Source organism: bacterium (genome assembly GCA_035454885.1).
Taxonomy (GTDB): domain Bacteria; phylum UBA10199; class UBA10199; order JACPAL01.
This window is the reverse complement of record DATIGE010000067.1, coordinates 13214-39774: the sequence shown is the minus strand read 5'-3', so window position 1 is coordinate 39774 and position 26561 is coordinate 13214. Positions and strand designations below refer to the sequence as shown.

General features: G+C 62.7%; 24 protein-coding genes, 1 tRNA gene, 1 pseudogene and 1 riboswitch. Of the genes and pseudogenes, 7 read left to right on the top strand and 19 right to left on the bottom strand.

The annotated features are described in order from the left end of the window. The 4 genes from VLJ37_11870 to VLJ37_11855 form a co-directional block, all read right to left on the bottom strand. Positions 1 to 792, bottom strand: a 792-nt coding sequence (locus tag VLJ37_11870; protein ID HSA60367.1) for a hypothetical protein, incomplete at its 3' end; no start/stop codon positions are given. 24 nt (positions 793 to 816) lie between these two features. Then, positions 817 to 1010: riboswitch (cobalamin riboswitch) on the bottom strand. A 51-nt stretch (positions 1011 to 1061) separates the two neighbouring features. Further along, a complete protein-coding gene (locus VLJ37_11865; protein HSA60366.1) occupies positions 1062 to 1361 on the bottom strand; it encodes a 2Fe-2S iron-sulfur cluster binding domain-containing protein in 300 nt (99 codons plus the stop codon). Further along, positions 1342 to 2772, bottom strand: coding sequence for a hypothetical protein (locus tag VLJ37_11860; GenBank protein ID HSA60365.1), 1431 nt, complete (start codon positions 2770 to 2772; stop codon positions 1342 to 1344). Before VLJ37_11860 ends, VLJ37_11865 begins: the two co-directional genes overlap by 20 nt. Continuing rightward, the gene (locus VLJ37_11855; protein HSA60364.1) at positions 2748 to 3176 is read right to left on the bottom strand and encodes a hypothetical protein; all 429 of its coding nucleotides are present in this window, start codon (positions 3174 to 3176) and stop codon (positions 2748 to 2750) included. Before VLJ37_11855 ends, VLJ37_11860 begins: the two co-directional genes overlap by 25 nt. Before the next feature lie 91 nt (positions 3177 to 3267). Here VLJ37_11855 and VLJ37_11850 point away from each other — a divergent pair, with 91 nt between their 5' ends. The 3 genes from VLJ37_11850 to VLJ37_11840 are packed head-to-tail and all read left to right on the top strand — an operon-like array spanning position 3268 to position 5448. After that, positions 3268 to 3744, top strand: a complete 477-nt coding sequence (locus VLJ37_11850) for a PilZ domain-containing protein (protein HSA60363.1) — start codon at positions 3268 to 3270, stop codon at positions 3742 to 3744. After that, entirely contained in the window at positions 3741 to 4445 is a 705-nt protein-coding gene (locus VLJ37_11845; protein HSA60362.1) for a lysophospholipid acyltransferase family protein, read from the top strand. The genes VLJ37_11850 and VLJ37_11845 overlap by 4 nt, the downstream gene beginning before the upstream one ends. 10 nt (positions 4446 to 4455) lie before the next feature. Next, entirely contained in the window at positions 4456 to 5448 is a 993-nt protein-coding gene (locus VLJ37_11840; GenBank protein ID HSA60361.1) for an alpha/beta fold hydrolase, read from the top strand. Between the two features lie 18 nt (positions 5449 to 5466). On the opposite strand, the gene infA is transcribed toward VLJ37_11840, so the two are convergent. The 5 genes from infA to VLJ37_11815 form a co-directional block, all read right to left on the bottom strand. Further along, positions 5467 to 5685 (bottom strand): translation initiation factor IF-1, encoded by a 219-nt coding sequence (infA, locus tag VLJ37_11835; GenBank protein HSA60360.1) that lies wholly within the window; start codon positions 5683 to 5685, stop codon positions 5467 to 5469. 10 nt (positions 5686 to 5695) lie between these two features. Continuing rightward, on the bottom strand, positions 5696 to 6034 hold the full coding sequence (locus VLJ37_11830; protein ID HSA60359.1) for an RNA-binding protein: 339 nt from the start codon (positions 6032 to 6034) through the stop codon (positions 5696 to 5698). A gap of 125 nt (positions 6035 to 6159) precedes the next feature. Beyond that, positions 6160 to 6231 (bottom strand) — tRNA-Asn (locus tag VLJ37_11825). Then, positions 6222 to 6467, bottom strand: a complete 246-nt coding sequence (locus VLJ37_11820; GenBank protein ID HSA60358.1) for a GIY-YIG nuclease family protein — start codon at positions 6465 to 6467, stop codon at positions 6222 to 6224. Before VLJ37_11820 ends, VLJ37_11825 begins: the two co-directional genes overlap by 10 nt. A 94-nt stretch (positions 6468 to 6561) precedes the next feature. Then, the gene (locus VLJ37_11815; protein ID HSA60357.1) at positions 6562 to 7923 is read right to left on the bottom strand and encodes a hypothetical protein; all 1362 of its coding nucleotides are present in this window, start codon (positions 7921 to 7923) and stop codon (positions 6562 to 6564) included. Positions 7924 to 8063: 140 nt separating this feature from the next. On the opposite strand from VLJ37_11815, the gene VLJ37_11810 reads away from it, so the two are divergent. Both VLJ37_11810 and VLJ37_11805 read left to right on the top strand, forming a co-directional pair. Continuing rightward, a complete protein-coding gene (locus VLJ37_11810) occupies positions 8064 to 9560 on the top strand; it encodes an RtcB family protein (GenBank protein HSA60356.1) in 1497 nt (498 codons plus the stop codon). 4 nt (positions 9561 to 9564) lie between these two features. Then, positions 9565 to 10503, top strand: coding sequence for a hypothetical protein (locus tag VLJ37_11805; protein HSA60355.1), 939 nt, complete (start codon positions 9565 to 9567; stop codon positions 10501 to 10503). On the opposite strand, the gene VLJ37_11800 is transcribed toward VLJ37_11805, so the two are convergent. Then, a complete protein-coding gene (locus VLJ37_11800) occupies positions 10472 to 11743 on the bottom strand; it encodes a hypothetical protein (GenBank protein HSA60354.1) in 1272 nt (423 codons plus the stop codon). The genes VLJ37_11805 and VLJ37_11800 overlap by 32 nt on opposite strands. A 112-nt stretch (positions 11744 to 11855) precedes the next feature. Between VLJ37_11800 and acnA the strand changes: the two genes are divergently transcribed. After that, positions 11856 to 14639, top strand: a complete 2784-nt coding sequence (gene acnA, locus VLJ37_11795; GenBank protein ID HSA60353.1) for an aconitate hydratase AcnA — start codon at positions 11856 to 11858, stop codon at positions 14637 to 14639. Here the strand turns inward: acnA and VLJ37_11790 are convergent. Further along, positions 14636 to 14950 carry a hypothetical protein gene (locus tag VLJ37_11790; GenBank protein HSA60352.1) on the bottom strand — a complete coding sequence of 105 codons (315 nt, stop codon included), beginning with the start codon at positions 14948 to 14950 and terminating at the stop codon, positions 14636 to 14638. The genes acnA and VLJ37_11790 overlap by 4 nt on opposite strands. Positions 14951 to 14982: 32 nt before the next feature. On the opposite strand from VLJ37_11790, the pseudogene VLJ37_11785 reads away from it, so the two are divergent. Continuing rightward, positions 14983 to 15519 (top strand): annotated as a pseudogene (locus tag VLJ37_11785) (radical SAM protein). A gap of 394 nt (positions 15520 to 15913) precedes the next feature. Here VLJ37_11785 and VLJ37_11780 read toward each other — a convergent pair. The 8 genes from VLJ37_11780 to ptsP form a co-directional block, all read right to left on the bottom strand. After that, on the bottom strand, positions 15914 to 16687 hold the full coding sequence (locus tag VLJ37_11780) for a pseudouridine synthase (protein HSA60351.1): 774 nt from the start codon (positions 16685 to 16687) through the stop codon (positions 15914 to 15916). Between the two features lie 8 nt (positions 16688 to 16695). Further along, the gene (locus tag VLJ37_11775; protein HSA60350.1) at positions 16696 to 18066 is read right to left on the bottom strand and encodes a hypothetical protein; all 1371 of its coding nucleotides are present in this window, start codon (positions 18064 to 18066) and stop codon (positions 16696 to 16698) included. After that, entirely contained in the window at positions 18036 to 19091 is a 1056-nt protein-coding gene (locus tag VLJ37_11770) for an agmatine deiminase family protein (GenBank protein ID HSA60349.1), read from the bottom strand. Before VLJ37_11770 ends, VLJ37_11775 begins: the two co-directional genes overlap by 31 nt. Before the next feature lie 57 nt (positions 19092 to 19148). Beyond that, complete coding sequence (locus tag VLJ37_11765) at positions 19149 to 20045, bottom strand: hypothetical protein (protein ID HSA60348.1); 897 nt, start codon at positions 20043 to 20045, stop codon at positions 19149 to 19151. A gap of 73 nt (positions 20046 to 20118) precedes the next feature. Next, entirely contained in the window at positions 20119 to 22398 is a 2280-nt protein-coding gene (locus VLJ37_11760; protein HSA60347.1) for a hypothetical protein, read from the bottom strand. Then, positions 22373 to 23236, bottom strand: a complete 864-nt coding sequence (locus VLJ37_11755) for a carbon-nitrogen hydrolase (GenBank protein ID HSA60346.1) — start codon at positions 23234 to 23236, stop codon at positions 22373 to 22375. Before VLJ37_11755 ends, VLJ37_11760 begins: the two co-directional genes overlap by 26 nt. A 56-nt stretch (positions 23237 to 23292) precedes the next feature. After that, on the bottom strand, positions 23293 to 24099 hold the full coding sequence (locus VLJ37_11750; GenBank protein ID HSA60345.1) for a lytic transglycosylase domain-containing protein: 807 nt from the start codon (positions 24097 to 24099) through the stop codon (positions 23293 to 23295). Between the two features lie 153 nt (positions 24100 to 24252). Beyond that, positions 24253 to 26535, bottom strand: a complete 2283-nt coding sequence (gene ptsP, locus VLJ37_11745) for a phosphoenolpyruvate--protein phosphotransferase (GenBank protein HSA60344.1) — start codon at positions 26533 to 26535, stop codon at positions 24253 to 24255. Positions 26536 to 26561: the final 26 nt, after the last annotated feature.

Here is a 26561-nt window from a genome sequence, read left to right as displayed (position 1 = left end):
CGTGCCCAAATTGAAATAATCGGCGCAGGCCACGTAGAGGAGGGCTGTCTCGTTCGAATACGCCATCGCGACGGGATCGCGGCAGGACAGAACGACGGAGTCGGCGACGGCGTCGGTGGCCAGATCAATCGCCACGATCTTACCCGGTTGGTCGGCGGCCGTCGCGAGGTCGCCCAGGTCCTGGACGGCGACGAGGATCCTTCCGCCCACCTTGACCATGTCGGAGGCCCGGGCGAACCGTCCGCCATCGTTGGCCGTGAAGGGCGTCAGGTCGATCGTCTTCAGGATTTCCCCCGTTTGCGGATTCATGACGATCAGGTCGTCGACGGTGAGGCCGCCGCTCCGATTGTCCTCCGGCTGGTAGAGGCTCACGTACGCCTTGGTCGCGGAGACGGCGATGAGGTCCTGGGGATTCGTCCCTTGCCCCGTGGAGAACTGCCCGGCGACCGCGAAGCCGTCCGCCGGATCGACCACCTGAATGTTGTCGCCCCCCAACCGGTTCACGACGTAGATCAAGCCCCCATAAGAGCGGACGACGGCGTCGGAATGCGTGGTTTGTATATTCTTGACGGGCGCGCGCGGGGCGTTGATCGCGAGAAGACTGAGCGTCCCCGTCGGGTCGGTAAAGTTCGCCCCCAAGATGACGGCCGTATTGCCCGACCGAACATTGGGATCGGCGGGCGCGGACGACGGCGGAGGCGTTCCTGTAGACGGGGTGGGTGTCGTCTGCGAGGTCACATCCCCGCAGGCGGCGCAAACGAGAAGGCAAAAAAGAACGGAAAAGGGTCGCATCGGTCTCTCCCTCCTCGGGGAGTCCTGGTTGTTTTCGCGGCGAGCAGGTTTCCTGACTTAGGGCCGGCGCTCGTCATTCTTCCGCCTTCCCACCCTCCTCCGCCCCAATCGGGGCTACGGAAGGCAGTGGCGAAAGAATCTTTCGGGGCCCATTACAGTGGCGGGACCGTGGGAGCTTTCCACTCCTCTTCCCTGGCACTCGCAGCTGTTGGCGGCAGTAACAGGCGGGTCTTGGGACTGTCAAGCGGGGCGTTTGGGGAAAAAGGCCTTCAAGGGCGCGGATGACTGCGGACGGTCATATTCCCATGGACGGTCACCTGGCAGGCGAGGCGGCGGATGGGGGGTTTGCCTTTCAACTGGATCGATTCCATGTTGCTGCGCGCGCCCAGATTCTCGGCCGCGGGGATCTCCACCTCGCACTTGGCGCACAGCCCGTTGCCGCGGCAATTGAGCCAGGTCCATGGACTGACGTAGAGCTGGACGCCGTGGGCGGCGGCGAGCTTGCGCAGATTCATTCCGGCGCTGCAGGTCACTGTTTTGTTCTCGCGCTCAAAAGTCACGATGGGCACGTTTCAGACCCTCCCGAACGTCTAAAGTCCTGAATGGCAAATTAGTGTGCGGGACTATATAGGGCATGACCTGGTCGTAACGCAAGACCGACGGCAACCTCACTTTGGAATCCGTCGTCATCGCGAAGGCCGCCGACGCCTCCTGAAAGAGCCCCCCGTGAGTCCCTTTCAAGCCCCCGTGGAACCAGGCGCCGATCCGCGTGAGGACGTCTCCGTATTCGTAGTCGTCCTCCGTGCTGAAGAGGATCGGGGCGGGATTTTCCACGAGACTGAAAAAGCCGTCATGGAGGCGGTAGAGGGCGTCGGGATACCGGCGGTCCTTCGTCGCCTCGAACCAGTCTTCCGACGCGGCGAAACCGTGGGAATCCATCCGGCCTTTTCGGCGCAACGAATCGACGATGTCTCCGTAATCGAGTGGGTCCCCGTCCACCGGCGCGTAACGGCAGCGGCGCCTTCCTTCGGTGCAAGAGACCCGCGCCGTATGAAGGCGTCCTCCGTCCTGGGAGAGGACGATGATGTCTTCTCCGGACCGGTAAGCGGTTATGTCGATTCCCGCAGTCCCAGCGAGAACCCGCGCCACGTCCGGCACGCGCGTTTCGTCGACGAAAAGACTCGCGCCGCTGATGTTGCCCCATTGGACGGCAACGACACGGTCCGGTGTCTTGAGATTCGGCGCCAGATGAAGCCTTTCCCGCCGAAGCCCGTTCTCGATGCGGTTTTGCGAGACCGCGTTCGGCCGGCGTATGAAGTGAAACCCATGATCCGAATACAGGGAGATTTGAAGCGTCTGTCCGAAGTCCCGCAGGTAATCCGCCTTCATTCTCTGCAGGTATCCGTCCATGAAGATCAGCCAGCGTTTGAGGCGCTTCCGCCCCAGCACATGCCCCGCCCCGTCCGTTCCGCCGATATAGGTGAACAGGGGCCTATCGTCCCCGCGGGACCAAACCAGACGCCGGATCTTCTCCAAATCCCTCCGGCCCGAAAGACCCGGGGCCGCGTAGATCCAAAATTTTTGAAGAGGGGTCTTCCGCGAATAGTCAAAGAAATTTTTGAAGTCGTGGGGGTTCTTGGGGTGGATGCTGGACAGGAATCCAATGATCTTTTCATCCGCATACGAATAGTATTCCCGGTCGTATCCCGGCGGCGGGGACGCGCCCAAGGGCCGGAACAAACCGCCAAAACCGCTATGGCTCGTGGAGGGGAACGTCGAAACGACTCGCGCCGGCTCCTGAAATTCGGAGAACCGGCCTTCCTTCTTAAGTTCGGAGACGAGACCAAACGGGACGCCGTCCAGGGCGATCAGGAGGGTTCTTTCGTGCACCCGCGACACGCGTCTGGGACCATGGGCGCAACCCCCGGCGCCCAGGAGAAACAGCAAGGCGAGGACTACGGCTCGAGCGCCGCGCGGCATTTTGAGGAAATTTGGGTTTCGTGGATCCTGAGGCAACGGCCGACCCGGCCGTCCTTCCAATCCACGTATTTACAGTATTTTTTCCGGTCGCCCTTGCAGAGCCTTTGGACGTCTTCGGAAACAGCGGGGGGAACGGCGGGAGCGGCCGCGTCATGTCCCTTCCTTCCCGGACGTAACGCGCCGCTCCGACGGTTGATATGGCGCTTGCACTCCCAACCCAGCATGCTCTCGTGGTCCAGGAGACACGTCCAGATGCGGCCTTGCCCGGGCTCGACGTCGGCGCAGAGCCGCGACGCCTCCTCCTCACACAGGCAATCGGCCGCGGCTCTCTCCGGCGCGGCGCCGAAGACCGCCAAAAAAACGGTCAGGACCGCCAGACACACGATCGGGGCCTTTCGTGTCATGTCCGGTTTCTCTACCCGACCGCCATTTCAAAAGCAACTTCTTGACGCGACCCTCGAAGAAGCGTTAGTCAGCTCCCTTATCAGGCTCATTATGGCAATGAATCCCGAGATCCAGCCGTCTCAATCCCAAAAAGACCAGCGCCGCCACGCGCGCCTCGATATCGCTCTCGCCGTCAACTATGCCATCCAGCAGGCGGGCCCGGATGGGGTCTACGGGGCAAGCGAAATGGCCGAGACCCTTTCCTCGGACATCAGCGCGAGCGGGCTGCGCCTCATGACGGTCGCCCCGCTCGACAACGGATCCATCCTGAACCTCGAAATCACGCTCCCCGAGGAATGGCCGGGCGCCGCGGAACCCATCAAGGCCCAGGGCGAGGTCGTCTGGCAGAACAAGATCTCCGACTACAGCTACGAGACGGGGACGGTCATCAAGTACATGGAAGAGAACGAAAAGAAGCGCCTCATGAGCTTCGTCTTCGATCAGATGTCCCGTCTGGTGGGCACCCTCGCCCCGTCCGGCGGATCGGCGGGTTCGGTTGGCGGCACGACTCCGACCCTGCTCCATTGAACACCGAGTTTGTCGACAAGGTCCGACCCTTCTTCGGTTTTCTCGAAAAATATTTCCGGTACAAGGTCAAAGGTCTCGAGCGTATTCCGTCCCGCAAGGCCCTTGTCGTGATGAACCACGGCATCATCCCCTACCATGGGTTTCTCCTGGCAAAAAGGTTGATGGACGACCGCGGCATCTATCCGCGCGGGTTGGGCGCCGAGTTTTTGTTCGCCATTCCCGGCGTGCGCGAGTTTTTTCTCAAAGGCGGTGCGGTCAACGCGAGCCCGAAGAACGCAAGGCGTCTCCTGAACGAAGGCCATGTCGTCATGCTCGCGCCCGGCGGCATCTATGAAGCGCTCATCGCCAAGAAAGGCCTGAGACGGATCCCCTGGGAGCGGCGCAAGGGCTTCGTGCGCCTGGCCGTGGAGACGGGAACGCCGATCGTCCCGACGTATTGCCGGGGCATCAACGCCGTCTACATGAATTCCTATTTTCTCCTGAAACCGCGCATCAAGCTGTTGGAAAAAACCCGCTTCAGCCTGCCGTTATTTCTTGGCCTGGGACTCTTGCCGCTCCCCCGCAAGCTCATCCACGTGGTGGGCCGCCCCATTTCCGTGGCGCGCCGGCCCGGGGAGTCCCGCGCGGCGCAGGTGAGCCGCATCCATGCGCGCGTCCTCGCCGCGGTCGCGGCGTTGGCCAAAAGCCAGGAAATCGCTTAAAATAGAAGGCGTGAAGAGGGTACCCAAAGCGGAGACCTATCATGCCGTCACGGACGACGGCTGGAGGATCGCCCTGGACCGCTACCCCCGCCCGGGCCGGCGGTGTCCCGTCTTGCTCGTGCACGGACTCGCCTCGAACCGCCACAACTTCGATTTTCCGGACGAGGACATCTCCTTTGCCAAGTATCTCTGGGCCCAGGGATGGGATGTCTGGATCGTCGAGCTCCGGGGGGCGGGCCGCTCCAGCCGCCCCGGAGGCTGGGGCTGGATGAAGTCCGGCTGGACCATGGACCACTACGTCCTCCACGACCTGCCCTCGGCCGTCCGTTTCATCCTGAATCGCACGCACCATCGAAAGCTCCACTGGGTGGGACACAGCCTGGGCGGACTCCTCGTCACGCCCTTCATCAACACGCACTCGGCCGATTTCTTGAAGAGCGCGGTTCTCGCGGCCTCGCCGGTGACGGGCATCCCCAAATCGATGGTCAAATGGACCTATCTGGCCGAGCCCATTTTAAGGATTCTGCCGATGGCCCCTTACCGGACGGCGGCCAGGCTGGCGGGTCTCAAGCCGGAGTGGATTTTCCAGGGCTTCATGCCCCGCCTCTTCGTGCGAGGAAACACGGATATAAAAACCATCCGCCGCGGGGCCGACGTCGCGGTCAACGACCTGTCCAGCCGGGCCGTCCTTCAGTTCCAGGACTGGATGCGGTCGAGGCGCTTCCGCTCCGCCGCCGGCGGCATCCGCTACCACGTGGATTTCAAGAACGTGCGGCTGCCGGTGCTGTTCATCGCGGGCTCGCACGACCCGTTTACGTCCGTCGTCGACCTGCGGCGCGCCTTGGGCCGGATCGCCTCGCGCAAAAAATCGATGCTGGTGTTCGGAAAAAAATACGGCCACACCGCCGACTACAGCCACTGGGATCTGATCCTGGGAAAAAACGCGCCGCGCGAGGTCTACCCCGCCATCGCCGCGTGGATCGGCAAACACGACCGGTCATAGTGAGCGAGCACGCTCCCCTTACCTATGACGGTGAACGATAAAACCGTGCGTGGGATCGTAGGGGGAGACGCCGACGGTCACGCGGTCCCCGACGATGACGCGGATGTTGAAACGCTTCATCTTGCCGGAGAGCTTGGTCGAGACCTTGACCCCGTTCTCGAGGGTCACGATGTACTGGCCCCCGCCCGTGGAGTCGGTGATCTTACCTTCGAATTTGGCTAGATCGTCTTTGGACACGAAACCTCAGTTAGAAGCGGTCGCGGCGTCCGCCGCGCCCACCACCCCCGCCGCCGTAACCGCCGCCGCCGCCACCGCCGCCGAAACCGCCTTCACGGGGTTCCTTGGGACGGGCCTCGGAGACCGTCAGGGCGCGTCCGTTGAAATCCTGGCCGTTCAAACGGCTGATGGCCTGGGCGGCCTCGTCGTCCGTGGACATTTCGACGAAACCAAAGCCTTTGCTCCGTCCCGAGAAGCGATCCATGATGACCTGTGCGGATTCGACCGTGCCTGCCTGGGCGAAGTGATCGCGGAGCTGATCGTCCGTGATGGTGAACGGAAGATTCCCTACGTAAAGTTTCTTGCCCATGCAACCTCCTTAGGTTTGGGCTCCGCTAAAGAGGAGATGAGCACCATGCTGCATAACCCTAACGCGGACATGATCGTAATCGTTGATAATTTATCCGATATTGCCCTCGGAAAGTCAACTTCATGCTCCGGGGGTGGGATTCGAACCCACGACCAAGTGATTAACAGTCACCTACTCTGCCACTGAGCTACCCCGGAATTATCGAATCAAGATACTTCCTACCTTGACCGGACTTCAAAAATCTTTCTCTGACTAAAGCCTCTTTTTTATCGCCGAACTCCTCAAAATAAACAAGTTCGAAGGGCCCATTTTGCCGCGTGTACTGGTTAGTACCTGAGTTGTGCTCAGCAAGTCTTTCTGAAGGGGCTTTGCTCGTATAACCAACATATCGTTTGCCGTGACGCAAACTCTTCAAAACGTACACACTATACATCTTACTTTACGCGTCCACTGCCAGCCGGAGGCTGGTCCGCCTCTGGCGGAAGCTACCCCGGAATGGCGCTTCATTGTAGCGAAGCGGCGGGACCCTAGCACCCGGTTTTTTGAGTGTCAAAAGGTTCGGGCGCGAGCCGGACGACATAGGCCGTGTGGCCCAGGGGGTGGATGAAATGGCTGGGGAGAGCCCCCGGTCCGTGAAGGGTGTCCCCATACGCTTCCTCGAAACGCGCGCCGTGCTCGCGCCCGGCGGCGCGCACGAAGGAGTCGGCCGAATCCACGAAAAAATTCTGGCGGCGCCAACCCAGTTGGCCCACGTCCGTGACGGCGACGACGCCGCCCGGCCTGACCAGGTGAACCAAGGTCGGCAAGGCCTCGTCGACGGCGGCGGCAAAGAGGACGACCTGGGCCTGGGCACGCGGGAGCCCCGGGTCGCGGAAATCGAAGACCCGAAGCCGGTCCCGATGGGGATGATCGCGGAAGGCCTCCCTCACGGCTTCAAAGGTGATGTCCGGCCGTCCGGAGGACGACACGGGGGTCTCGAAATCCTCGACGGCGATGACCGGATAGCCGTGGTCCAAGAGGATCCGGATCGTCCCGAACTCCTCTCCGAACCCGGCGACGGCCACCGGGCATCGTTCCGGCGGAAACCGCACTCCCGCCCGCGCAAAACCGGACCGGCAGATCATCTCCAAAAACATGAGGGCGCGGGCGGCCTGCGGATGCCGATCAATTTCGGCGAGACGGTAAAGGCTTCGAAGCAGGGCCGGATGGGCGGAACCCGCCTCCATGAGGGTCAGGACTTCGGACGGCGCCAAATGCCCCCATTTCTCGACCAATCGCCGATGGATCCGGGTCCGCGCCGTCTCGCCCTTGGAGTCCACAATCGGCAGGTCGACGGCGGGCGGCAGGGCCCCGGACGTGGTCACCGGCGGGCGGATCTGCACGAGCAAATGGGTGTCCCCGCGGTCCCGCGCCGCGATCACATAGGCGCCACCTTGGGCGGCCAGCAGGACGGGACTCCCGATCCGTTCGACGGGGGCCGCGGAGATCATCGCCGCCGCCCCCCGGGTGAGTTGGTGATAAGCGGCCTCGAGTGCATCTTCCAAGACGTCCGTCTCGGTGCAGACGATCCGGTCCGTATGCACATAGGCGAGACCGGGCGAACCGCCCACGTCGATCCGAGGCTCTTCCGACCAGCGGCCCCGCAGGGTGAGCGAGGACGGGAGGGAAAGGCCGCGAGGCAAGGGGGCTAGGATCGGTCTGAGATTCTGGGGATCCCGGGTGCGAATGAAGAGGTCGACGCGACCCTCCTCAAAGAGCCGCGTGACGCGGGGTTCCAAGGCCCGCATCTCCGCCAGGCCCCCGCTCCGCATGAGGTTCAGGATGCCCTGGGATTGAAGGGCCGCATAGCGGGCGAGCAGGGCCTGCGAAGGCAGTGAACCGTTGAACATGCGCCCTTATCGACAAAAGAGGACGAAAGTTGCCCACTGGGATCGAACCCTAGAAATCGGTTTGAAACCGCAACTTTTGCCCCTTTTCGACGATAGCCATTGAAGGCCGATTGACGCTTCGCATCACAAACGGGAACCTTATGACGTTGACGACCGCCCCGCTCGCCTCCGCCCTCTTTCAGCCCCAGATTTTGGGGACGGCCGCCTCCGTGCCCGTCAATCTCTTCGTCGACGCCCGCATCCCCGTGAGCGACGCCGCCCTGCGCCAAGCTCGCGGCATGGCGGCCTTGCCCGGCGTCACGCACGCCATCGGCATGCCCGACATCCACGCGGGTTCGCACGTGCCCAACGGATTCTTGCTGGCCACCGAGGGGACCGTCATCCCCGGGGCCGTCGGAGGCGACATCAATTGCGGCATGCGGCTGCTCAACACCGGTCTCCTCCGGGACGAGGTCGACATGCCGGTCCTGCTCCGGACCATCGCCAACCGGATCTTTCTGGGCGAACGCCGGGGCCCCCTGAACGTCACCGAGGAGGACGTCGCCCGCCTCTTGGCCGGCGGCGTGTCCGCAGTCCCCGAACTCTCGTCCGAGACCGTCCGCGACCACGCGGTTTGGGACTTCATCCAAAACGACGGCTATCTGGCGAGGGAGCTCGCGCGCATCGAGGCCAACGGATCGCTCCCCGGGGGCGTGGAAAGCGTCGCGAGGAGCCACGTCAAGATCGGGCGCTCGCAGCTGGGCACCCTGGGAGACGGCAACCACTTTTTGGAATTCCAGGTCGTCGACGAGGTCCTGGACGCGGGCCTGGCCCAGGCCTTGGGGATCGAGCGCGGGACCCTCTTCCTGATGCTCCACTCCGGTTCGCGGGGACTCGGCCACAGCGTGGGCATGCAGTACAAACAGATCGCCCAATCGGTGGCGCGCAACGCGCGGACGCCCATGGCCGGCATCTACGCCCTGGACGCCGAGGGGGCGGAGGGACGAAACTACCTCGCCGCCATGAACGCCGCCGCGAATTACGCCTTCGTCAACCGGCTGATGCTCGCGGCAATCGCGACCTACACCCTCTACGACCTCTACGGCAGCGCCGCCTCCGTGAAGCCGATCTACGACGTCGCCCACAACATCGTGAAAAAGGAAATCCACGGAGGCCGCGAGCTGTATGTCCACCGCAAGGGCGCGACGCGGGCCTTCCCGGCCTCCCGCATGCAGGGCACCCCCTTCGCCGGGCTCGGCCAGCCGGTGCTGATCCCCGGTTCGATGGGCACGGCGAGCTACGTCCTGGTCGGCAACGAAGGGAGCGAGGCCTCCCTCCACAGCGTCAACCACGGCGCCGGCCGCGTCCTCTCGCGCACGGACGCCCTCAAGGCGCCCGAAAGCCGGCGGCGCAGGGACAAGGGCCGGCGTTTGGACGGCGATACAGAGAGTTTCGAGCGCCTGACGCAGACGATTTCCGACAAGGAGTTCCGGCGCGCCATGCGCGGCATCGATCTCGTCTATGCCGACGGTCAGAGGATCAAGGGGGAGGCGCCCCAGGTCTACAAGGACATCGATGACGTCATGGGTGTCGTTTTCGGCGCCGGGCTTGCCACGGGCGTGGCGCGCATGCGACCGGTGGGTGTCATCAAGGAATAGGACGATGCCAACCCCCCTTCACAACCTCATGATCTCGATGAGACAGGCGGTCTTGACGACCAACACGCCCTCTTTTGCCGCCGCTCTCACCGGGGTGCTCGAGGCACACGAGGCGCTTGAGCAAAGGTTGCCGGATTCCTGCGTGGACCGCTCCCTTCAGACCATGACGAATTCTTTGTCCGCGTTCGCGGGGAGCGACATGGACCGCATCACGCCCGCGTCCTGGACGACGGCCGCTTCCGCCCTTCACGCGGCGGGACACCTCGTCTCACGCCGCGGCGAGACCCCGGCCTCGACCGCCCGGGTCAACGACCTCTTTCTGGCCGCATCGGATTTCCTGCTCTTCACGGGAGCGGATTCGGCCAATCGACGCCGCCTCAAGCCCAAGGAGGTCTTCCTGCAAGACCGTCTCCTCGCCGACACGGTCCTCACGCTGAAGGGTTGGTGGAACCCCGGCTCGTTCCAACCCGAGGCCATGCAACCCCTGGGCGCCCTGCTCGTACGCGTCGGAATCGCCTCCGGTCTCGAACAGTGGGCCGATCTGCCCAACCTGGCCGGCGCAGTGTGGACTTTTTTCGAAGGCGCCGACCTCGAGGACCTGGCCGGCGCGCGGCTCCTCAAGCCCTCAAGTTATTTCCAAGCCGCGGCTGCATGGCGCCCCGGAAGCCTGGGCTATGCGGAGCAAATCCTCGCCAGCGCCCTGGACGGCGATCCCCTCAACCGGACCGTCTGGCTCGCCAAGTTCGCGCTCAACACCTTTCGGGATGACGAGGCGCTCGCGAGAATTCAGGAGCATTGTCTGGAATTCCAGGAACACGGTTGGTCCCGCCGGGATTTGGTGGACGGATTGGCGGAGATCGGTTCGTTGTTTTACCCCGCCTCGAGCCGCAAGGACGTGAACCTGCCCGCCTTCATCGAAGCGGCCTTAAAGGCCGTTCACTGAGATCCATTTCCATACCGCGTCTCTCGCGGGCTTCGCGGGCCTCGCGGATCTCGGCCGCCGCGCGCTCCAAGGCCAGCCGGTCGTTCTCTTCCATGGCCCGGCGGTCCGCCTCCAAGATACGGGTGACCTCGGTCTCAACGGGGAAGAGGGCGCGGCCGGAGGCGTCGAAGGCCACCTCGCCGCCGCTCGCCTGCCGCGCTCGAAGGACCTCCCGCGCGAGCAGGCGGACCGCCCCGTCGAAATGCCCGTGGGCAAGCGCGGGCACCTGGCGGCGGATCTCCGCCTCCAACAGGCGTCGGGCCTCGAGATCGGCTTCGTTCGCCGGCGCGATGCCCGTCGTGTCCTGAACCACGCGGGGACCGCCCCCCGAAGACCCGACCGAAACCGCGGTGTCCGCCACCACAGAGGGGCCTCCCTCGGTCGGCTGGCGGCAGACCATGGATTCCGTCAGGGTGGAGGCCACGATCCCCGGCGCCCGCGTCTCGAACGTGTCGACGATGCTGCCCCGGAAAAAATCCGAAACCTCCGAGAGATTTTCCGTATAGGCCTCGTTCATGAGGATCTGCGCGAACTCGGCATGGAGCCGCGTGCGGAGGGTCGCGCGCAAGGTTTCCATGCCGTCCAGGCCCCTTTCCTCCCAGAGCCGGGAGTTCTCGGGACGGTTGAGCTCCTCTTCGATCATCTGCTCGATTCGCGCGTGGACGTGCTCGTTCGTCTCCAAGACCGCGGGCACTTCCGAGCCCTCGACCCGGCCGCCGAAGTGATGCACGGTATGTTCCAGAATTTCTCCGAAATCGGCGTGGTCGACGTTTCCGTTCCGCTGCCGGCCCGTGTTCACCTTATAGTGCCGAAGCTCGTCATGGACAAAGCGCCGGATCTCGGCGGCCCTCTCGGAGCAGAGGCATTCCCCGCGTTGTTCCTCGATGATGCGGATGGCCACCTGGGTGACGAGTTGGTCGATTTGGGCGTTGTGGGTCCGGTTGCCGCCGGTCATGAAGTCGTCGAGGGACCGGAAAATCCCCGGTGAGGAGGCGCCATTCGCGCTGAAACTGTCCGACGGGGTGACGGCGGTATAGGAGTTCGCGCCCATCTGGCTCAGCTGTTCGGCGCCGGGAGGCATGAGAGAAGCCCCCAAAAGCGGCGAGGCAAGGCCGTCGGCCACGGGCGGGGTTCCAACCCACTCCGTGGAACGGTTCTCCAGGGGGACGAGGTCCGTCGAAATTGGATCGGGCGGCGCCATTTTGATGGATCTCCAGTTGTTTTTATCGGCACGATGCCAATAAATGTTGCGGGTCTAAGGGGCAGCGGATACGCTCATGGGCCTCAAACGGGAGAAGGAGACGGGAAACCCAATGATTCAAAATACCTACGGCTCTCACGCCCTCTTGAATGTGGGGGGAAATCCCTTAAAAATCGCTCGACTCAATGCGTTAGAAAAGAAGGGGTTCACGCTCTCCCGCCTCCCCTTCACCCTTCGCATCCTCCTGGAAAACCTGCTCCGTCTCGAGGACGGGGAGACCGTCACCGCCTCCGAGATCGAGGCCCTCGCCAAGTGGGACCCCAAGGCCAAACCGAATCGCGAGATCGCCTTCATGCCCGCTCGCGTCCTCCTGCAGGACTTCACGGGCGTGCCGGCCGTGGTGGACCTGGCGGCCCTGCGCGACGCCATGAGGCGCATGGGGGGCGACCCCAAAAAGATCAACCCCCTCCAGCCGGTCGAGCTCGTGATCGACCATTCGGTGCAGGTGGATCACTATGGGACCTCCGACGCCCTCAGGCAAAACGCGGAGATCGAATTTTCGCGGAACAAGGAACGGTACGCCTTCTTGCGCTGGGGCCAGAAGGCCTTCGCTAACTTCAAGGTCGTCCCTCCGGACACGGGGATCGTGCATCAAGTCAACCTCGAGTATCTGGCGCGCGTGGTGATGAAGGAAAAGGGCGGGGATGGGGCCGTGTGGGCGTACCCCGACACGGTCATCGGCACGGACTCGCACACGACGATGATCAACGGGCTGGGCGTGCTCGGATGGGGCGTCGGCGGCATCGAGGCCGAGGCGGCCATGCTCGGGCAGCCGACGTCGATGCTCATCCCGGAGGTGGTCGGCTTCCGTCTGTACGGCACGCTGCGCGAAGGCGTCACGGCGACCGATCTCGTCCTGACCGTCACCCAGATGCTCCGGAAGAAAGGCGTCGTCGGAAAATTTGTCGAGTTCTACGGGCCCGGCGCCATCGCCCTCACGCTCGCCGACCGCGCGACGGTGGCCAACATGGCCCCGGAGTACGGAGCGACCTGCGGGTTCTTTCCCGTCGATCAAGAGACCCTGCGTTATCTTGAGCTCTCCGGGCGGCCCAAGGAACGGATCGCCCTGGTCGAGGCGTATTTGAAGGAACAAGGTCTCTTCTACACGCCGGCGAGCCCCGATCCGGAGTATTCCGACACGCTCGAACTCGACCTGGCGGCCGTGGAACCGAGCCTCGCGGGGCCCAAGCGCCCGCAAGACAGGCTGACGCTGGCCGGCGTCGCCAAGAATTTTCACGAGTCCTTGAGCACGATGGTGAAGAAGCTTCCGACGCCTGAGCCCGCGAAGGCCGCCGTCGGCAATTGGGTGGGCGAAGGCGGGGACAATCACGCGCTCAAGGTCGACGAGCCCCGGCGCGAGGGCGACGGCGTGATGACCTCGCTCGACGGCCAGTCCTTCACTTTGAAGCACGGATCGGTCGTCATCGCCGCTATCACGAGCTGCACGAATACCTCGAATCCGTCCGTCATGATCGCGGCGGGCCTCCTCGCCAAGAAGGCGGTGGAAAGAGGCCTTTCGGTCAAGCCGTGGGTCAAGACGAGTCTCGCCCCGGGATCGCAGGTCGTGACCGAATATTTGAACGAGGCGGGGCTCACGCCCTATCTTGAAAAACTCAACTTCCACACCGTGGGCTACGGCTGTACCACGTGCATCGGCAACAGCGGCCCCCTGCCCGCCCCGGTCTCCAAGGCGATCGAATCGGGCAATCTCGTCGCCGCGGCCGTTCTCTCGGGCAACCGCAACTTTGAGGGGCGGGTCAACCCCGACGTCCGCGCGAATTATCTCGCCTCGCCGCCGCTCGTCGTCGCCTATGCGCTGGCTGGCATGATCGACGTGGACCTCACGAAGGACGCGCTGGGCCAGGATAAGAACGGAAAGCCCGTCACCTTGAAGGACATCTGGCCCACGCACGAGGAGATCGCCGCGGCCGTGAAGAAGGCCATCAACTCGGAGATGTTCCGGAAGAAGTACGGCGACGTCTATCAAGGCGACAAGGCCTGGAGGGCCATCGCCGTTCCCGAGGGCGACACGTACGGCTGGGACGGCGCGTCCACCTATGTCCGCAACCCGCCCTACTTCGACGACCTCTCCCGGGAACCCGGCGAGGTCGGCGACATCAAGAAGGCCCGCGTCCTGGCGCTCCTGGGCGACAGCATCACGACCGACCACATCTCCCCCGCGGGCTCGATCAAGAAAGACAGTCCGGCGGGCAAGTATTTGCTGGAGCACGGTGTCAAGTTCGAGGACTTCAATTCCTACGGCGCCCGGCGCGGGAATCATGAGGTCATGATGCGGGGCACGTTCGCCAACATCCGGCTGAAGAACAAACTCGCGGGCGGCGCCGAGGGCGGCGTCACCGTCCATTTCCCGGACAGCGGGCAGATGTCCATCTTCGAAGCGTCCGTGAAGTACCGGAAGGAGGGGACTCCACTCATCGTCATCGCCGGCAAGGAGTACGGATCGGGGTCGTCGCGCGACTGGGCGGCCAAGGGTCCGATGCTCTTGGGCGTCCAGGCCGTCATCGCCGAGAGCTTCGAGCGCATCCACCGGAGCAACCTGGTCGGCATGGGCATCGTCCCGCTCGAGTTCCTCCCCGGCGACAACGCCGAAAAGCTCCGATTGAGCGGCCGCGAGGTCTACGACATCGTCGGGCTGGCCGACGCCATCGAGGGAAACTTCCATGACGGCCGAGAGATCACCGTCCGCGCCGAACGCGAGGACGGGAGCGCCATCCGCTTTCCCGCGCTCGTGCGCATCGACACCCCGCAGGAGATCCACTACTACCGCCACGGCGGGATCCTGCCGTATGTTCTGAGGAAATTGCTGTCGGATTAAAAGGAAACGGTTTCCACGACGTCGCCGGGATTCGCCGGTTCATAGCCCTTGGCCAGCGTCCGGAGGCGGGCGAACTTTTCCTTCACGTTCCACTTGTCGGTCGAGGTCGAGGCCTTTTCGAAGGTCTCGCGCAGGGCCGCTGCGATCTCGGCGCTCGCGATCAGGGCCGGCAGTTTCTCCACGAATTCCGCGACCGTATGCATCCGCCCGGCCATCACCAAACGGTTGGCGGACTCCCGGTCCAGACGGGTCCGGCGCCCCTGATCGTCCGAGATTTCGACTTCTCCGGATCCGAAATTCGTAATTGTCATCACGCGGGGAATGAACTATTTCTCCCCTCCTTATGTCAACCGCCGAGAAGAGTTTTGGGGCCGACGCGGAACTCCGCCCTTTTTTCCGCTATCACCTCATCCCCCAGATTTTCTTCTTCACCGTGGGTTTTCCCAAGGGATCCTTCATTTCCGTCGACGTCACGGACCAGTGCAACCTGCGCTGCGAGCACTGCTATTTCTTTGAACAGGAACAGGAAGGGACGTTGGACGCCGACGGATGGGAGAACAAGATCATCGAGCTCAAGCGGAAGTCGAAGTTCCTGCACAGCTGCACCTGGGTTGGGGGCGAGCCGATGCTCCGCCGAGGCGTCATCGAGCGCTGCAAAAGGCATTTTCTCCACAACCTGATCGTCACCAACGGCACGATGCCCCTGCCCGACTGGCCGGACGTCTACTACCACGTCTCCATCGACGGCAACGAAGAAGCCCATGAAAAGATGCGCCGGCAAAAGGGCCTCTACCAGCAGATGAAGAAGAACGTGAGCCGGAAGGACCTGCACGTGACGGGCGCCATGTGCGTCACCTCCGTCAACGTCGACACGATCGAGGAGGTCGTCCGCGACTGGGCGACGACGACGCACCTGAAGGGCATCATGTTCGACTTCTACACGCCCATCGAGGGCTTGAGCGAGGACCTCTGGATCGGCTGGGAACGGCGCGACGCGGTCCTGGACCAGTTGAAGGACCTCAAGAAGAAATACGGGGATTTCATCGCGATGCCGGATCGGGTCCTGGAACTCATGAAGTCGTACAACTCCAGGAAGGTGACGGACAACTGCATCTTCGAGAAAAAGGGCGCCTCGCTCACCACCCACGGCGAGGTGAAGGAAAAATGCATGCTCGGCCCCAAGGCCGACTGCGACCGCTGCGGCTGCGTGGTCCCCTACTACCTTCACTACCGCGTCGAGAAGCCGACCATTGTTCAAGGCACGATCAACGAGATCAAGCGCCGGTGGGAGCATGTGAAGAAGGATTTCGCGGCTTTGACTCCGGCGCAGCCGCTGACTCCGAAAGCGCCTGGATCTCTTTGCGATCCAGCGCCCGCCACCGTCCCGCGGGCAGGTCATTGAGTCTCACGGGCCCGACCGCCATGCGGATCAGGCGCATCGTCTTATGACCCAACGCCTCGAAGATTCTCCGGACCTCCCGGTTTTTCCCTTCCTTGAGGACCACCTCGACCCAGGTATTGTTGGGGTTCTCTTTGTAAATCCTGGCTTTAGAAGGCTGGGAGACGAATGCGCCGACGTCGACGCCCTTGGCGATCTTCGCGAGAGTCTCCCGCGTGACGCGGCCCACGACCTTCACGTGGTAGGTCTTGGGCACCTCGTAGCGCGGGTGCGTGAGCCGGGCCAGCAGATCGCCGTCGTTCGTGAGCAACAAGAGCCCTTCGGAATCAAAATCCAAACGGCCGACGTAGTTCACGCGTTCCGGAACTTCCTTGAGGTAGTCGAAGACCGTCGGCCGCCCTTCCGGGTCCTTTCGCGTCACCATCACGTTCACCGGCTTGTGGAATGCGAGATAGACCTTCTTCTCGGCGGATCGAATCGGCTTGCCGTCGACGGTAATCGTGTCCTTTTGCGGATCGGCCTTCGTCCCCAACTCGCGCGCAATCTCGCCGTTCACGCGGATGCGTCCGTTCACAATCATCCGCTCCGCCTCGCGGCGGGAGGCGACGCCCGCCTCGGCCAGTATTTTTTGGAGACGCTCCGCGGCCATATTGACTTTCACTCCGTCGGCTCCGCGACCCACCAGACCTCGCGCCCCTTGAGGACGTTGGCGCCCACCAATTTTCCGTCGTCGCTGAACCGCGGCACGAGGCTCAAGACCTTGTCGCAAGGGCTTCCCTCGCGGCCGTCGACGACGAGGAACTCTTTATCCCCTTCCCGCGCCCTGTAGGCCAGGTGGCGGCCGTCCCGGCTCCAGACCAGGAGCCCGACGTCGTCGTACTCCTTCCCTTTCAATCCTTCCTCGACGACGAAGTGCCGGCTCGCGTCGCGGTTGACCGCGCTGTAGGCAAGCCTGCCGCCCACGGGACTGAAGGCGGGGCCCGGCATGGCGTTGTAATCCGCCAGCTCCCGATCGTTCCGGATCATGAGGAACCTGCGCCCCTCGACGGCGTCGTAGGCGATCTCCTTTCCATCGGGGCTGAACACCGGACGGCCGACGCTGTCATAGGGCTTTCCCTCCCTCTTCTCGAGGACGACAAGGGATTCCCCTCCCCGGGCGGCGTCGTAGGCGATCTTCTTTCCGTTCGGGCTCACGGCGGGCCATCCCGCCTTGTCGTACTTCAGGCCTTCTTTCCCACGAAAAACGCAAAACTCCTTGCCGGCCTCCCGCGCCGTGAACAGGTCGGCGGCGGCCGCCTCGGGATAAACGCTCACGTCATCATATTCCCGGCTCACCTTGCCGTTCCGGACGAAGACCCACCTCGACCCGCGGCGCCCGGCGTAGGCGAAGGAGCGGCCATCCGGGCTGAAATACCCCTCCTGGACCTCGTCGAAGGCCGGGCCTTCCTTTCCGTCGATGACCGTGAGCCATCGGCCTTGTTTCTTGGCCTGATAGGCAACGCGCCCTCCGTCGGGGCTCAAGTCCGGCGGCCGGATGAGCTCGTACTCCTTGTTTTCGAGGCGGCGGCCGTTGAAGACGATGAAGGCGTCCTCCCCCGCTTTGGCGGCGTAGGCGAGGGACCGGCCCGTGACGCTCAAGGCGGGATCGGCCAGCTTGTCGAACGGCTCGCCCTCGGTCCCGTCGAAGACGATGAAGGCCTTCCCGTCCTTCTTGGCGGTGTAGGCGTAGTGCGACCCGTCGCGTGTGTACGAAACGAAATCCCCGACCGCGTCGTAATACTGCTCGATGCGTCCGTTGAACGCGAAGCCCTGGCGGCCCTCGGAGGTCGTCCAGCGGTAGACCGACTCGGTCCCGTCGGGGCTGAATTGGAGGTCGTCCGGCTTGAGACCCTGGGGGAGCGTGTCGAGGAGGACGGATTCCTTCTTGAACTCGAGGACGGGTTCGATCGGCTTGGACCGGGAACAAGAGAAAAGTGCGAATGCCGCAAGAAATGCCGTCAGACCCTGGGTTGTTGCTGTGTGACGCAATGAATGGCCCCCAGTCCCCACACCATCTCCACGCAGTTGATCCCTACCACACGCCGCGCGGGAAACAACTTTTGAAGGGTCTCGAGGGCCCTTGGGTCATTGGCATGATTGTAGATGGGCACGAGCACCACGCCGTTGGCGATGTAGAAATTCGCATAGGAGGCGGGAAGCCGCTGGCCGTCGTATTCCACGGGGCCGGGCATTGGGATCGTGACAATCTTGAGAGGCCGCCCGTCCTGATCCTTCATGGATTGAAGCCGCTTCAGGTTGTCTTGAAGCGGTTTGTAGTTCTCGTCGGCCGGGTCCTCCTCGACCACGGTGACGATCGTGTCCGGGGCGACGAAGCGCGTGATGTCGTCGACGTGGCCGTCCGTGTCGTCGCCGACGATGCCGTCGCCCAGCCAGAGGATGTTCGAAACGCCGAGATAATCCTTCAGGTACTGCTCGATCTCATCCCTCTTCAGGTGGGGATTGCGGTTCTTGTTCAAGAGACACTGCTCGGTGGTGAGGAGCGTGCCCTTGCCGTTGACGTCGATGGAACCGCCTTCGAGGACGATGCCGGGTTGAATGCACGGAACATTTAGGTATTTGGCGACGTGTTGGGGGACGACGTCATCGAGGTCCCAGGGGCCATATTTCTTGCCCCATGAATTGAAGATCCAATCGGTCGCCAGTAGGGGCGCATGGCCATGCGCCCCTACATCACCATTCCGTTTCACGAAAATCGCGTTGTGATCCCGCGCCCAGGCGTCGTTTGTGGGGATCTGATGCAGAACGACGTTCCGCCCGATGTCGTGGCGCTTCAAAATGGCCTGCACCTCCGCCTCCATCGCGGCGTCGTTGACGCACACGTGCACCGTCTCATGCACGTGCAGCGGCTTGATCATCTGGATCCAGATGGGGGGGATGAACTTGAGCCGACCGGGCCAGGTCTCGGGATTGTGCGGCCAGGCGAGCCAGGTCGCCTCGTGCGGCTCGAATTCCGCGGGCATGCGGTAGCCCTGTTCTCTGAGAGTCGATCTCATGCTTCGTGAGGGGGGACCTTAATCATCCCCGTACGGGAGGCGTCAAGATGGATATCCCTAAAATTTCGCCTGGCAGGCCTTGTAATTGGCCTCGCAGGTATCATCCGTGAGTTGTCCGTCTTCAAGGCAGACGATGCGTTTTACGTCACAATTGGACTCGCTGATACACGCCTGATAATCGGAATAGCAATCCTGCTGAATTTCTTTCTCTGTACCGGCGCTGGCCAGGCATCCCTGTTTAAGTCCCTGGCAATACTTTGTCACGCCCGGCGATGGGGAATAGCCCGAGGACCACCCCGGAGTCCACCGGCTGGGCGCGTCGGTCGGCTCCAGAGGCGGGGGTGGAAACGAATCGACCTCGTTCTGAGGGGGTTGATAGAGGGGGGCGGGAAGTATTTGGGCGGATCGATTCACGAGGCATCCCACTTCGTGGACGTCAATGTTGTCCAGAAAGACGGTGGCCTGATTCTTGTTCATGAGCTGGTCGAACATATTCTGGGCCTTGCCATTCTTGAGATCGATCGGCTGGTAAAAGACCACATAGACCGAGAAAAAGATGTTCCCCTGCTGGGCCGCGACGGCCATATTGGCGCAGTCAGAGATCGTCGTCACCGGCTGCAAGCACCCTTTCTCGCAATCTAAGGAGCCAGAATAACTGACGGAACCATAATACAATGTCAGTTCGCGATCCTTCGCCTTGATCGCGAGGGAGTAGTCGTAAGCTTTGTACGGATATTTGAAAAGGAGGCGATTCTGCACGGATTCGATCTCGAGGTTGTTCCAGCGGCAGACCATTTGGCCTTTGTAGGCCATTTCGAGCGAACAGCGCGGGGCCGGCGGCAATAGGACTTGCGGGCCTTCGGCGGCCGGGACCCCGGTCTGGACGGCGGGAGGGCCTGCCTGCGCTTCAAGAACAAGGCTCAGAAAGACCGACACCAGGACAGACAGGCGCACCGGTCATGCTCATTTCTCGAGGGATAAACCCAGTATAGGCCGATCCTGGGCTTCGGGCAAGGGAGGCGGCGTCCTAGGACGCCCCCATTGTGCGCAATCCCGGCGCGATTTCCGCCGCGGTCACTTGCCTGAATCGCACCGCGCCCAGAGCCGACAGCGCATAGAAGAGGATCGCCACCCAGAGCATATGCCGAAAGCCCAAAAGCATGGAGCCGTACTCGGCCAGCCCGCCCAACATTGCTCCGGCGATGTTGAAACCAAAGGCCCGGTCCGGGGCCCCCGTATGCCGGAAGGCTGCGGCAAAAAGGACCGCGGCAAAAAGAACCGGTGAAAACACCAGGGCGCATGAGCCGACCACTTGCAGACTTCGGCTTATGCCCAGAAAAACGTCGAGCGGGATCAATACATTCAACGCCAGCGCCGTCAGCAACCCCCCGTAATAAGGCCATAGCCGCTTGGGCTCAAACTTGAGGATCCAGCCATTGGCCGCCAAGATCATCACGAGCATCGCGAAAAACACCACCGAGTTGACGACCCACGTGCTGCCGAAGAGCAGCGCCATGGAGACAACGGCCTTGGTCTCGATGAGCATGAATCCGGCGCCCAGAAAAAAGATCTGAATTGAGAGCGGCCGCTGGCCCTTCAACTCATGCTTCGGCCGCGGCAGAAACAGGAAGAGGAGCAACAGCGCGAGGCCGGCCATGATGAACATCCCCCGCAGGCTCAGTGTGGGAAGCATCGGCTTGCGCAGATAGAAGAACGGCCAGTCGTCGGTCGCCGTACGAAGACTCCCTTCAACAGGCGCCACGCTCGCCAACCCGAAGTGTTGCCAGCCGGCGTCCTCCGCCCCCCGCTCCAAAAATCCGTTCGGTGAGGCCGGGCCGGGGGCCTGATCGCCACGCACCCAATAGTCGGGCTGCCGGTCGAAGGCATGACGGAGGGCGCCGGTGTTTCCCGCGAAAAATAAAGTGAAGTCGCCGAACGTCGCGCTTTCCGGCTCGATTACTTTACGGTAAGGCAGGGTCAGCACGAGCGAATCGCCGGCGCCAAAAACCTCCTCCAAGCCCTTTTGCAGGCGGGAGACCAGCCATCCCTGGCGAAAATAATTATAGATGACGAACGCGCCGTTGGGCTTGAGATGACGCCGCACGTCTTCGAACGTTTGGCGCGTGAAAAGATAGCTCTCCAGGCGGATATTGCTGTAGCCGCTGTGCAACACGAGCGAATCGACCAGCGCGTAAATCACGAGATCGTATTTACGGCCGGTGGAACGCAGAAAGTTTCGGCCGTCATCGATGTGAATGTCGACGCGCTCGTCTTGATAAGGACGGTCGGGATGATACCGGCGGCCGAGATCATAAATGACGGGATCGATCTCGACCGCATCCACATGGCTGGCGCCCCATTGCAAGGCCCGGCTGACATCGTTTCCCGTGCCGGCGCCGATGATCAGGACATCCTTGAAGGCCGATCCTCCCGCATCCCGGTTCAATAAATGCGGCAGTGCGTAGGCCGGGAAGACCTCATCCCGGGAAACCATTCGCTGGTGTTGAATCAGGTTCACCGAAAGATTCAGGTCCGAACGTTGAAAGTCGATCCTGTAATAGGGCGACCACAACTGCTGCGTCTCCCGCCGGCCCTCCCGGTCCCGATGGGCCGGCGTATAAGCCGCCAACCAAGCCGTGGCCACCAGCAGCAGGACGGTCAGCGCGCCCGGCCCGGAAACCGCTCCGAAACGACATCGAGGCGAAATGAAAGAGAAGTAGCCCAATCCGAGAGCAACCAGCGAGAACCACCAGAGCGGCAATAGCCGAAGCCATGAACAGGCGGCGAACAGGAGGATGCCGACGAGACTGCCGGCGATGTTGAGGGTGTAAGCCCGCAGTCGGTTGGGCAACCGGCTCATCGCCCGCCCCAGCTCCTGGCCGGGACCGATCAGCGCCAGGGCGATCGCCAGGAAAAAGAAGCCGCACAACACCTCAATGGGGATTGCGTAGCGGGAAAGGTCTTGGGTGTGATATTCGGTGCCGAAGAAAATCAGTTGGGGCGACGCCTGCTGGCCCACATCGATGAATTTCGCCAACGATCCGCTCGAGATTTCCACGAAATGCGCCGCGGCCAACGCAACGACGAGGAGGAACGGCGTCCATGCCAGATAGTTCCGCCGACGATTGGCGGCCAGGCATCCCACCGACATCCCCAGGAAACACGCCAGCAGCACGACGTTGGTGAAGAAGGTGAGATAAAGTACATGGGCCGGAAACCAGCGGATGGCGGCCAGTTCGAGAAAAAGGATAACGGCGCTGATGAGGAACAGGTCGAAGCCGTCACTCGCGGCGGAGTCGATACGCATCAGGTCTCCGGCACGTCAAAAACGGCCAATCCTTGCGGACCTCGTCGATCCGGCCGAGGGGCAACGTTGCGATCATTGTCTCTTCCTGGTCATGCGAGGCATTCTTCAGGACGCGTCCCAGTGGGTCGGCGATGAACGAACCGCCCCAGAACTGGAGATGATCCTCAAGGCCCGTGCGGTTGGCCACGGCGACGAACGTCGTGTTGGCGATCGCGTGCCCGCGCTGGACGGTCACCCAGGCGTCGAACTCGGCCCGGCCGGTCTCTTCCTCGCGCTGCTTGTTGGGCCAGCCGATGGCGGTGGGATAAAAGATGATCTCCGCGCCTTGGAGGGCGAGCGAGCGCGCCCCCTCCGGGAACCACTGGTCCCAGCAGACCTGGACGCCGATCTTCGCGAACTGGGTTTGAAAGACCGGATACCCCAGGTCCCCATGTTTGAAGTAGAAGAGTTCGGAATAGTGGTTCGGGAGATCGTCCGGGATGTGGACCTTGCGGTACTTGCCGAGGTAACGCCCGTCGGCGTCGAGGACACAGGCGGTGTTGTAGTAGTTCGCGCCGTCCTTTTCGAAGAGGGAGCCGACGACGACGACCTTGTTCTCCTTGGCGGCCTTGGAGAGAATTTCGGTCGACGGACCGGGCACGGCCTCCGCCAGCGAGAAGAATTTCCTGTCGTTCACCTGGCAGAAGTAGCGCGAGCCGAAGAGCTCCTGCAGGCAGACGATCTGCGCGCCGGCCTTCGCGGCCTCGGCGATCTTGGAGACGGCCTTGTCGAGGTTCTCGGCCGGCTCCTCGGCGCAGGACATTTGGACGACGGCGATCGTGACGTCACGTGACGGCATGCCGGCAATTATTCAACGCTGAGGGAATAATGCAAGCCCCTGAATTAATTCAGGAGCTAAACCCGCATCCCGCGCGGCGGGGGGGGCGGAGGAGGCGCGTCGTCGGAGCCCTTCGAGGGCTCTGGCATATTGATCGGCTGGACGTTCGAGGTGATGGCCAAGGACATCGCCGCCTGGGTCATGACGTCCGCGCTGTGGATGGCGTCGATCACGAGGTTGTAGTCGATCTTCTGGACCGGTGGTTGGGCCTGGACGGACGCCACCGCCGGGGAGCCGGACACGGTGATCGGCGCCCCGTTGTTGAATTTCTCCGCGTGCGCGAGGACCGCGGGGACGTATTTTTGGGTCTCGTCGAACGGCGGGATGCCGCCGTATTTTTTCACGTTGCCGGGCCCGGAGTTGTAGGCGGCGATCGCCTTTTTCAGGTCGCCGCCGAAGGTGTCCAGCATCTGGCGGATGTACTTGCAGCCGCCGTCGATGTTCTGCTCGATGTTCCAGGGATCGGTCACGCCCAATTGCTTCGCCGTGCCGGGCATGAGCTGCATGCACCCCATCGCCCCGCACCAGGACTTGGCGTTCGGCTTGAATCCGCTCTCTTGCTTGATGAATCCCAAAATGAGAGCCGGCGGCAGGTTGTATTTCTCAGCGCCGGCGTGGACGGCGTTGTAGATCCTTTCCTCGGTGGAACCCGCGGCGGGCCGCGGCGTGGAGGACGCCTGGGCCGAGCCCTGCTTGTCCTTGGCCAGGGTCTGCATGAGGCTGGCGAAGTTGGACCCCTTCGCCGGGTCCAAGGGTTTATTTGCCTTGGGCTCCTGCGCCTGGGCCGCTTGGGGATCGGCGAGGTTGTTAAACGTAACGGGCATACGGCACGTAGTCCTCCACCCAGACTGTCATGCACATTCCATGCCGAATGCGGCCTTATTTTCCTAAATAATATCAGGTAGTTAATAAGCCGCCCGGCCACCGGCTGGGGTGATGAGTCCGCGATCCGGACCCTTCCGTCCCAATCGACTAGTCTATAATACCTGTTCGATTTCCTTGCGGAAAGGCTCCAGGAGGGTCTTGACCTCTTCGGTCGTGGCGGCCTGGAGGCATTGGTCGGCCAAGGTCTTGACGCGGGGGTAGTCGGTCACGCGAAGCGCCGCCTTCACGGCCGGGATGGAGGACGGGATCATCGAGAGCCCGGAGACCCCCAGCCCCACCAGGAGCGGCGTCATGAACGGATCGCCCGCGATCTCGCCGCAGACCGAGACGCGCTTTTGCGCCGCGAGGCCCACCCGGGCCACCGTGCCGATGGCGTTCAAGACCGCGGGGTGAAGCGGCTCGAAGAACTGTGCGACCTGCTCGTTGTTCCGGTCGACGGCGAGGGTGTACTGGATCAGGTCGTTCGTCCCGATGCTGAAGAAATCGCAGTCTCGGATGAGGAGATGCGCCATCCAGACGGCGGAGGGGACCTCCACCAACAGCCCGATGGGAATCTTGCGGTCGTAAGCCTGGCCGCCGGCGTCGAAGTCGGAGCGGATTTCATTGAAAATCCTCCGCACGGCCCGGATCTCTTCGACGCCCGAGATCATGGGGATGAGGATGCGGATGGGCCCCAGGGCGGAAGCCCGGAGGAGGGCCTTGAGCTGGACGGTCAAGATCTCCGGCCTCGACAGACTCAAACGGATGGAACGGTAGCCCAGAAAGGGATTGGCCTCCGTCTGAACCCCGAGTCCAAGCGCCTCAAGGGGCTTGTCCCCGCCGGCATCGAGCAGGCGGAACGTAACCGGGATCCCCTCCACCTCCTCGATGATCTTCCGGTAGAGATCGTACTGCTCGTCCTCTCCCAACAGCTTTTTCCTCACCATGAACGGAAACTCCGTGCGGTAGAGGCCCACGCCCTCCGCCCCGAACTGCTTCAACTTGGTGAGCCCGCTGAAGATGCCGATGTTCGCCTCCACCAGGACCGGGTGCCCGTCGCGGGTCGCACCCTTCTCCCCGCTCGCCTGGCGGAGGGTGACGATACGGTCCGCGTATTTCTCCTGCACCCGCTCGTACTCGCGGAGGACGGCCGGTTCCGGATTCACGTAGACGTAACCCACGTTGCCGTCGACGATGACGAGATCCCCGGAACGGATGCGCGAGGCCAGGTTGGGAATGCCCATGACGGCGGGGATGCCCAGAGAGCGGGCGATGATCGCCGCGTGAGACGTGACGCCGCCGCGCTCGGTCAAGATCGCCTGCACGGAGTCCGGATCCAGCCGTGCGGTGTCCGAGGGGACCAGCGTTTCGGCCAAAAGCACGCCGCGGCCCAGCACCTTTTTTGAGCTCCGGGGGGCGCGTCCCACCAATTGCTCCAAGACGCGCTGCTGGATGTCCTGGAGGTCGGCCGCCCGTTCGCGAAAATGGGGGTCCTCCATCTTCTCCAGCTCCTGGATGTAGCCGCCGATCACCGCCTGAACGGCGTCGATCGCGCTCCCTCCGTTTTCCACCTCGCCCTTGAGCTTTTTCAAAAAGCTCTTGTCGGAGAGGATCATCCGGTGGCTGTAAAAAATGTCCGATTCCGCCTTCGAGAATTTTTTCTGAAGCCTTTTCTCCAGACGGAGAAGGCCCGCCGAGGCCTTGCGGACGGCCTGGGCGAGTTTCTTCCACTCGTCCTTGAGGTTCAGGGTTTGCTCCGCACGCACCGGGAGGATGAGGGGTTGCGTGCCCGGAATCAGATAGAACGCGGTGCCGATTCCGAAGCCCGGCGCGACCGGAATGCCCCTGAGCTGCGCGGCTGGTTTCTCCGCGCGCCGGACGCCCTTCAAAACCTCCTCGAGGCTGACCAGGTTCCGGACGACGCCGGCGAGCTGAAAGGCGAAGAGATTGAGGAGGTCGATGTCGTCCGGCGAGAGATCGCGCCCCGCGACCGTCTGGATGGTCAAGACGCCGATGACGCGCCCCCCTTCCATGAGGGGGACGGCCGCGAAGGTGTTGAACTGTTCCTCTCCCGTTTCGGGAAAATACTTGTACCGGGGATGCTGGCTCGCGTTCTTGACCACGACCGGCTGGAGCTTCTCGACGGCGAGACCGGTCAGCCCCTCGCTCACGCTCATCCTCACCTTGCCCACCGCGGCGGGATCGAGACCGTCCGTGGCGACGAGCACGAGATGCTTGCCCTGGGGCTCGAGGATGTAGAGCGAACAGACGTCGACGTTCATCTGCTCGCGGACGACGAGGACGATGTGCGCGAGAGGGTTCTCGGACGGCTTGGATTTTTGGATGATCTTGGCGATAGTCGAGAGCGTTTTGAGTGAATCCGTCCGCGGGGGCATTCCGTATTTCTACACGGAAAGGTTTT

What these genes read in the sequence shown, in the direction of transcription:
- VLJ37_11805 (HSA60355.1), top strand. Translation starts at nt 9,565, where the DNA reads ATGCCAACCCCCCTTCACAACCTCATGATCTCGATGAGACAGGCGGTC.
- VLJ37_11815 (HSA60357.1), bottom strand. Translation starts at nt 7,923, where the DNA reads ATGTTCAACGGTTCACTGCCTTCGCAGGCCCTGCTCGCCCGCTATGCG.
- VLJ37_11850 (HSA60363.1), top strand. Translation starts at nt 3,268, where the DNA reads ATGGCAATGAATCCCGAGATCCAGCCGTCTCAATCCCAAAAAGACCAG.
- VLJ37_11790 (HSA60352.1), bottom strand. Translation starts at nt 14,950, where the DNA reads ATGACAATTACGAATTTCGGATCCGGAGAAGTCGAAATCTCGGACGAT.
- VLJ37_11755 (HSA60346.1), bottom strand. Translation starts at nt 23,236, where the DNA reads ATGCCGTCACGTGACGTCACGATCGCCGTCGTCCAAATGTCCTGCGCC.
- VLJ37_11780 (HSA60351.1), bottom strand. Translation starts at nt 16,687, where the DNA reads ATGGCCGCGGAGCGTCTCCAAAAAATACTGGCCGAGGCGGGCGTCGCC.
- VLJ37_11760 (HSA60347.1), bottom strand. Translation starts at nt 22,398, where the DNA reads ATGCGTATCGACTCCGCCGCGAGTGACGGCTTCGACCTGTTCCTCATC.
- VLJ37_11855 (HSA60364.1), bottom strand. Translation starts at nt 3,176, where the DNA reads ATGACACGAAAGGCCCCGATCGTGTGTCTGGCGGTCCTGACCGTTTTT.
- VLJ37_11830 (HSA60359.1), bottom strand. Translation starts at nt 6,034, where the DNA reads ATGGGCAAGAAACTTTACGTAGGGAATCTTCCGTTCACCATCACGGAC.
- VLJ37_11750 (HSA60345.1), bottom strand. Translation starts at nt 24,099, where the DNA reads ATGCCCGTTACGTTTAACAACCTCGCCGATCCCCAAGCGGCCCAGGCG.
- ptsP (HSA60344.1), bottom strand. Translation starts at nt 26,535, where the DNA reads ATGCCCCCGCGGACGGATTCACTCAAAACGCTCTCGACTATCGCCAAG.
- VLJ37_11860 (HSA60365.1), bottom strand. Translation starts at nt 2,772, where the DNA reads ATGCCGCGCGGCGCTCGAGCCGTAGTCCTCGCCTTGCTGTTTCTCCTG.
- VLJ37_11810 (HSA60356.1), top strand. Translation starts at nt 8,064, where the DNA reads ATGACGTTGACGACCGCCCCGCTCGCCTCCGCCCTCTTTCAGCCCCAG.
- VLJ37_11800 (HSA60354.1), bottom strand. Translation starts at nt 11,743, where the DNA reads ATGGCGCCGCCCGATCCAATTTCGACGGACCTCGTCCCCCTGGAGAAC.
- VLJ37_11820 (HSA60358.1), bottom strand. Translation starts at nt 6,467, where the DNA reads ATGTATAGTGTGTACGTTTTGAAGAGTTTGCGTCACGGCAAACGATAT.
- VLJ37_11770 (HSA60349.1), bottom strand. Translation starts at nt 19,091, where the DNA reads ATGAGATCGACTCTCAGAGAACAGGGCTACCGCATGCCCGCGGAATTC.
- acnA (HSA60353.1), top strand. Translation starts at nt 11,856, where the DNA reads ATGATTCAAAATACCTACGGCTCTCACGCCCTCTTGAATGTGGGGGGA.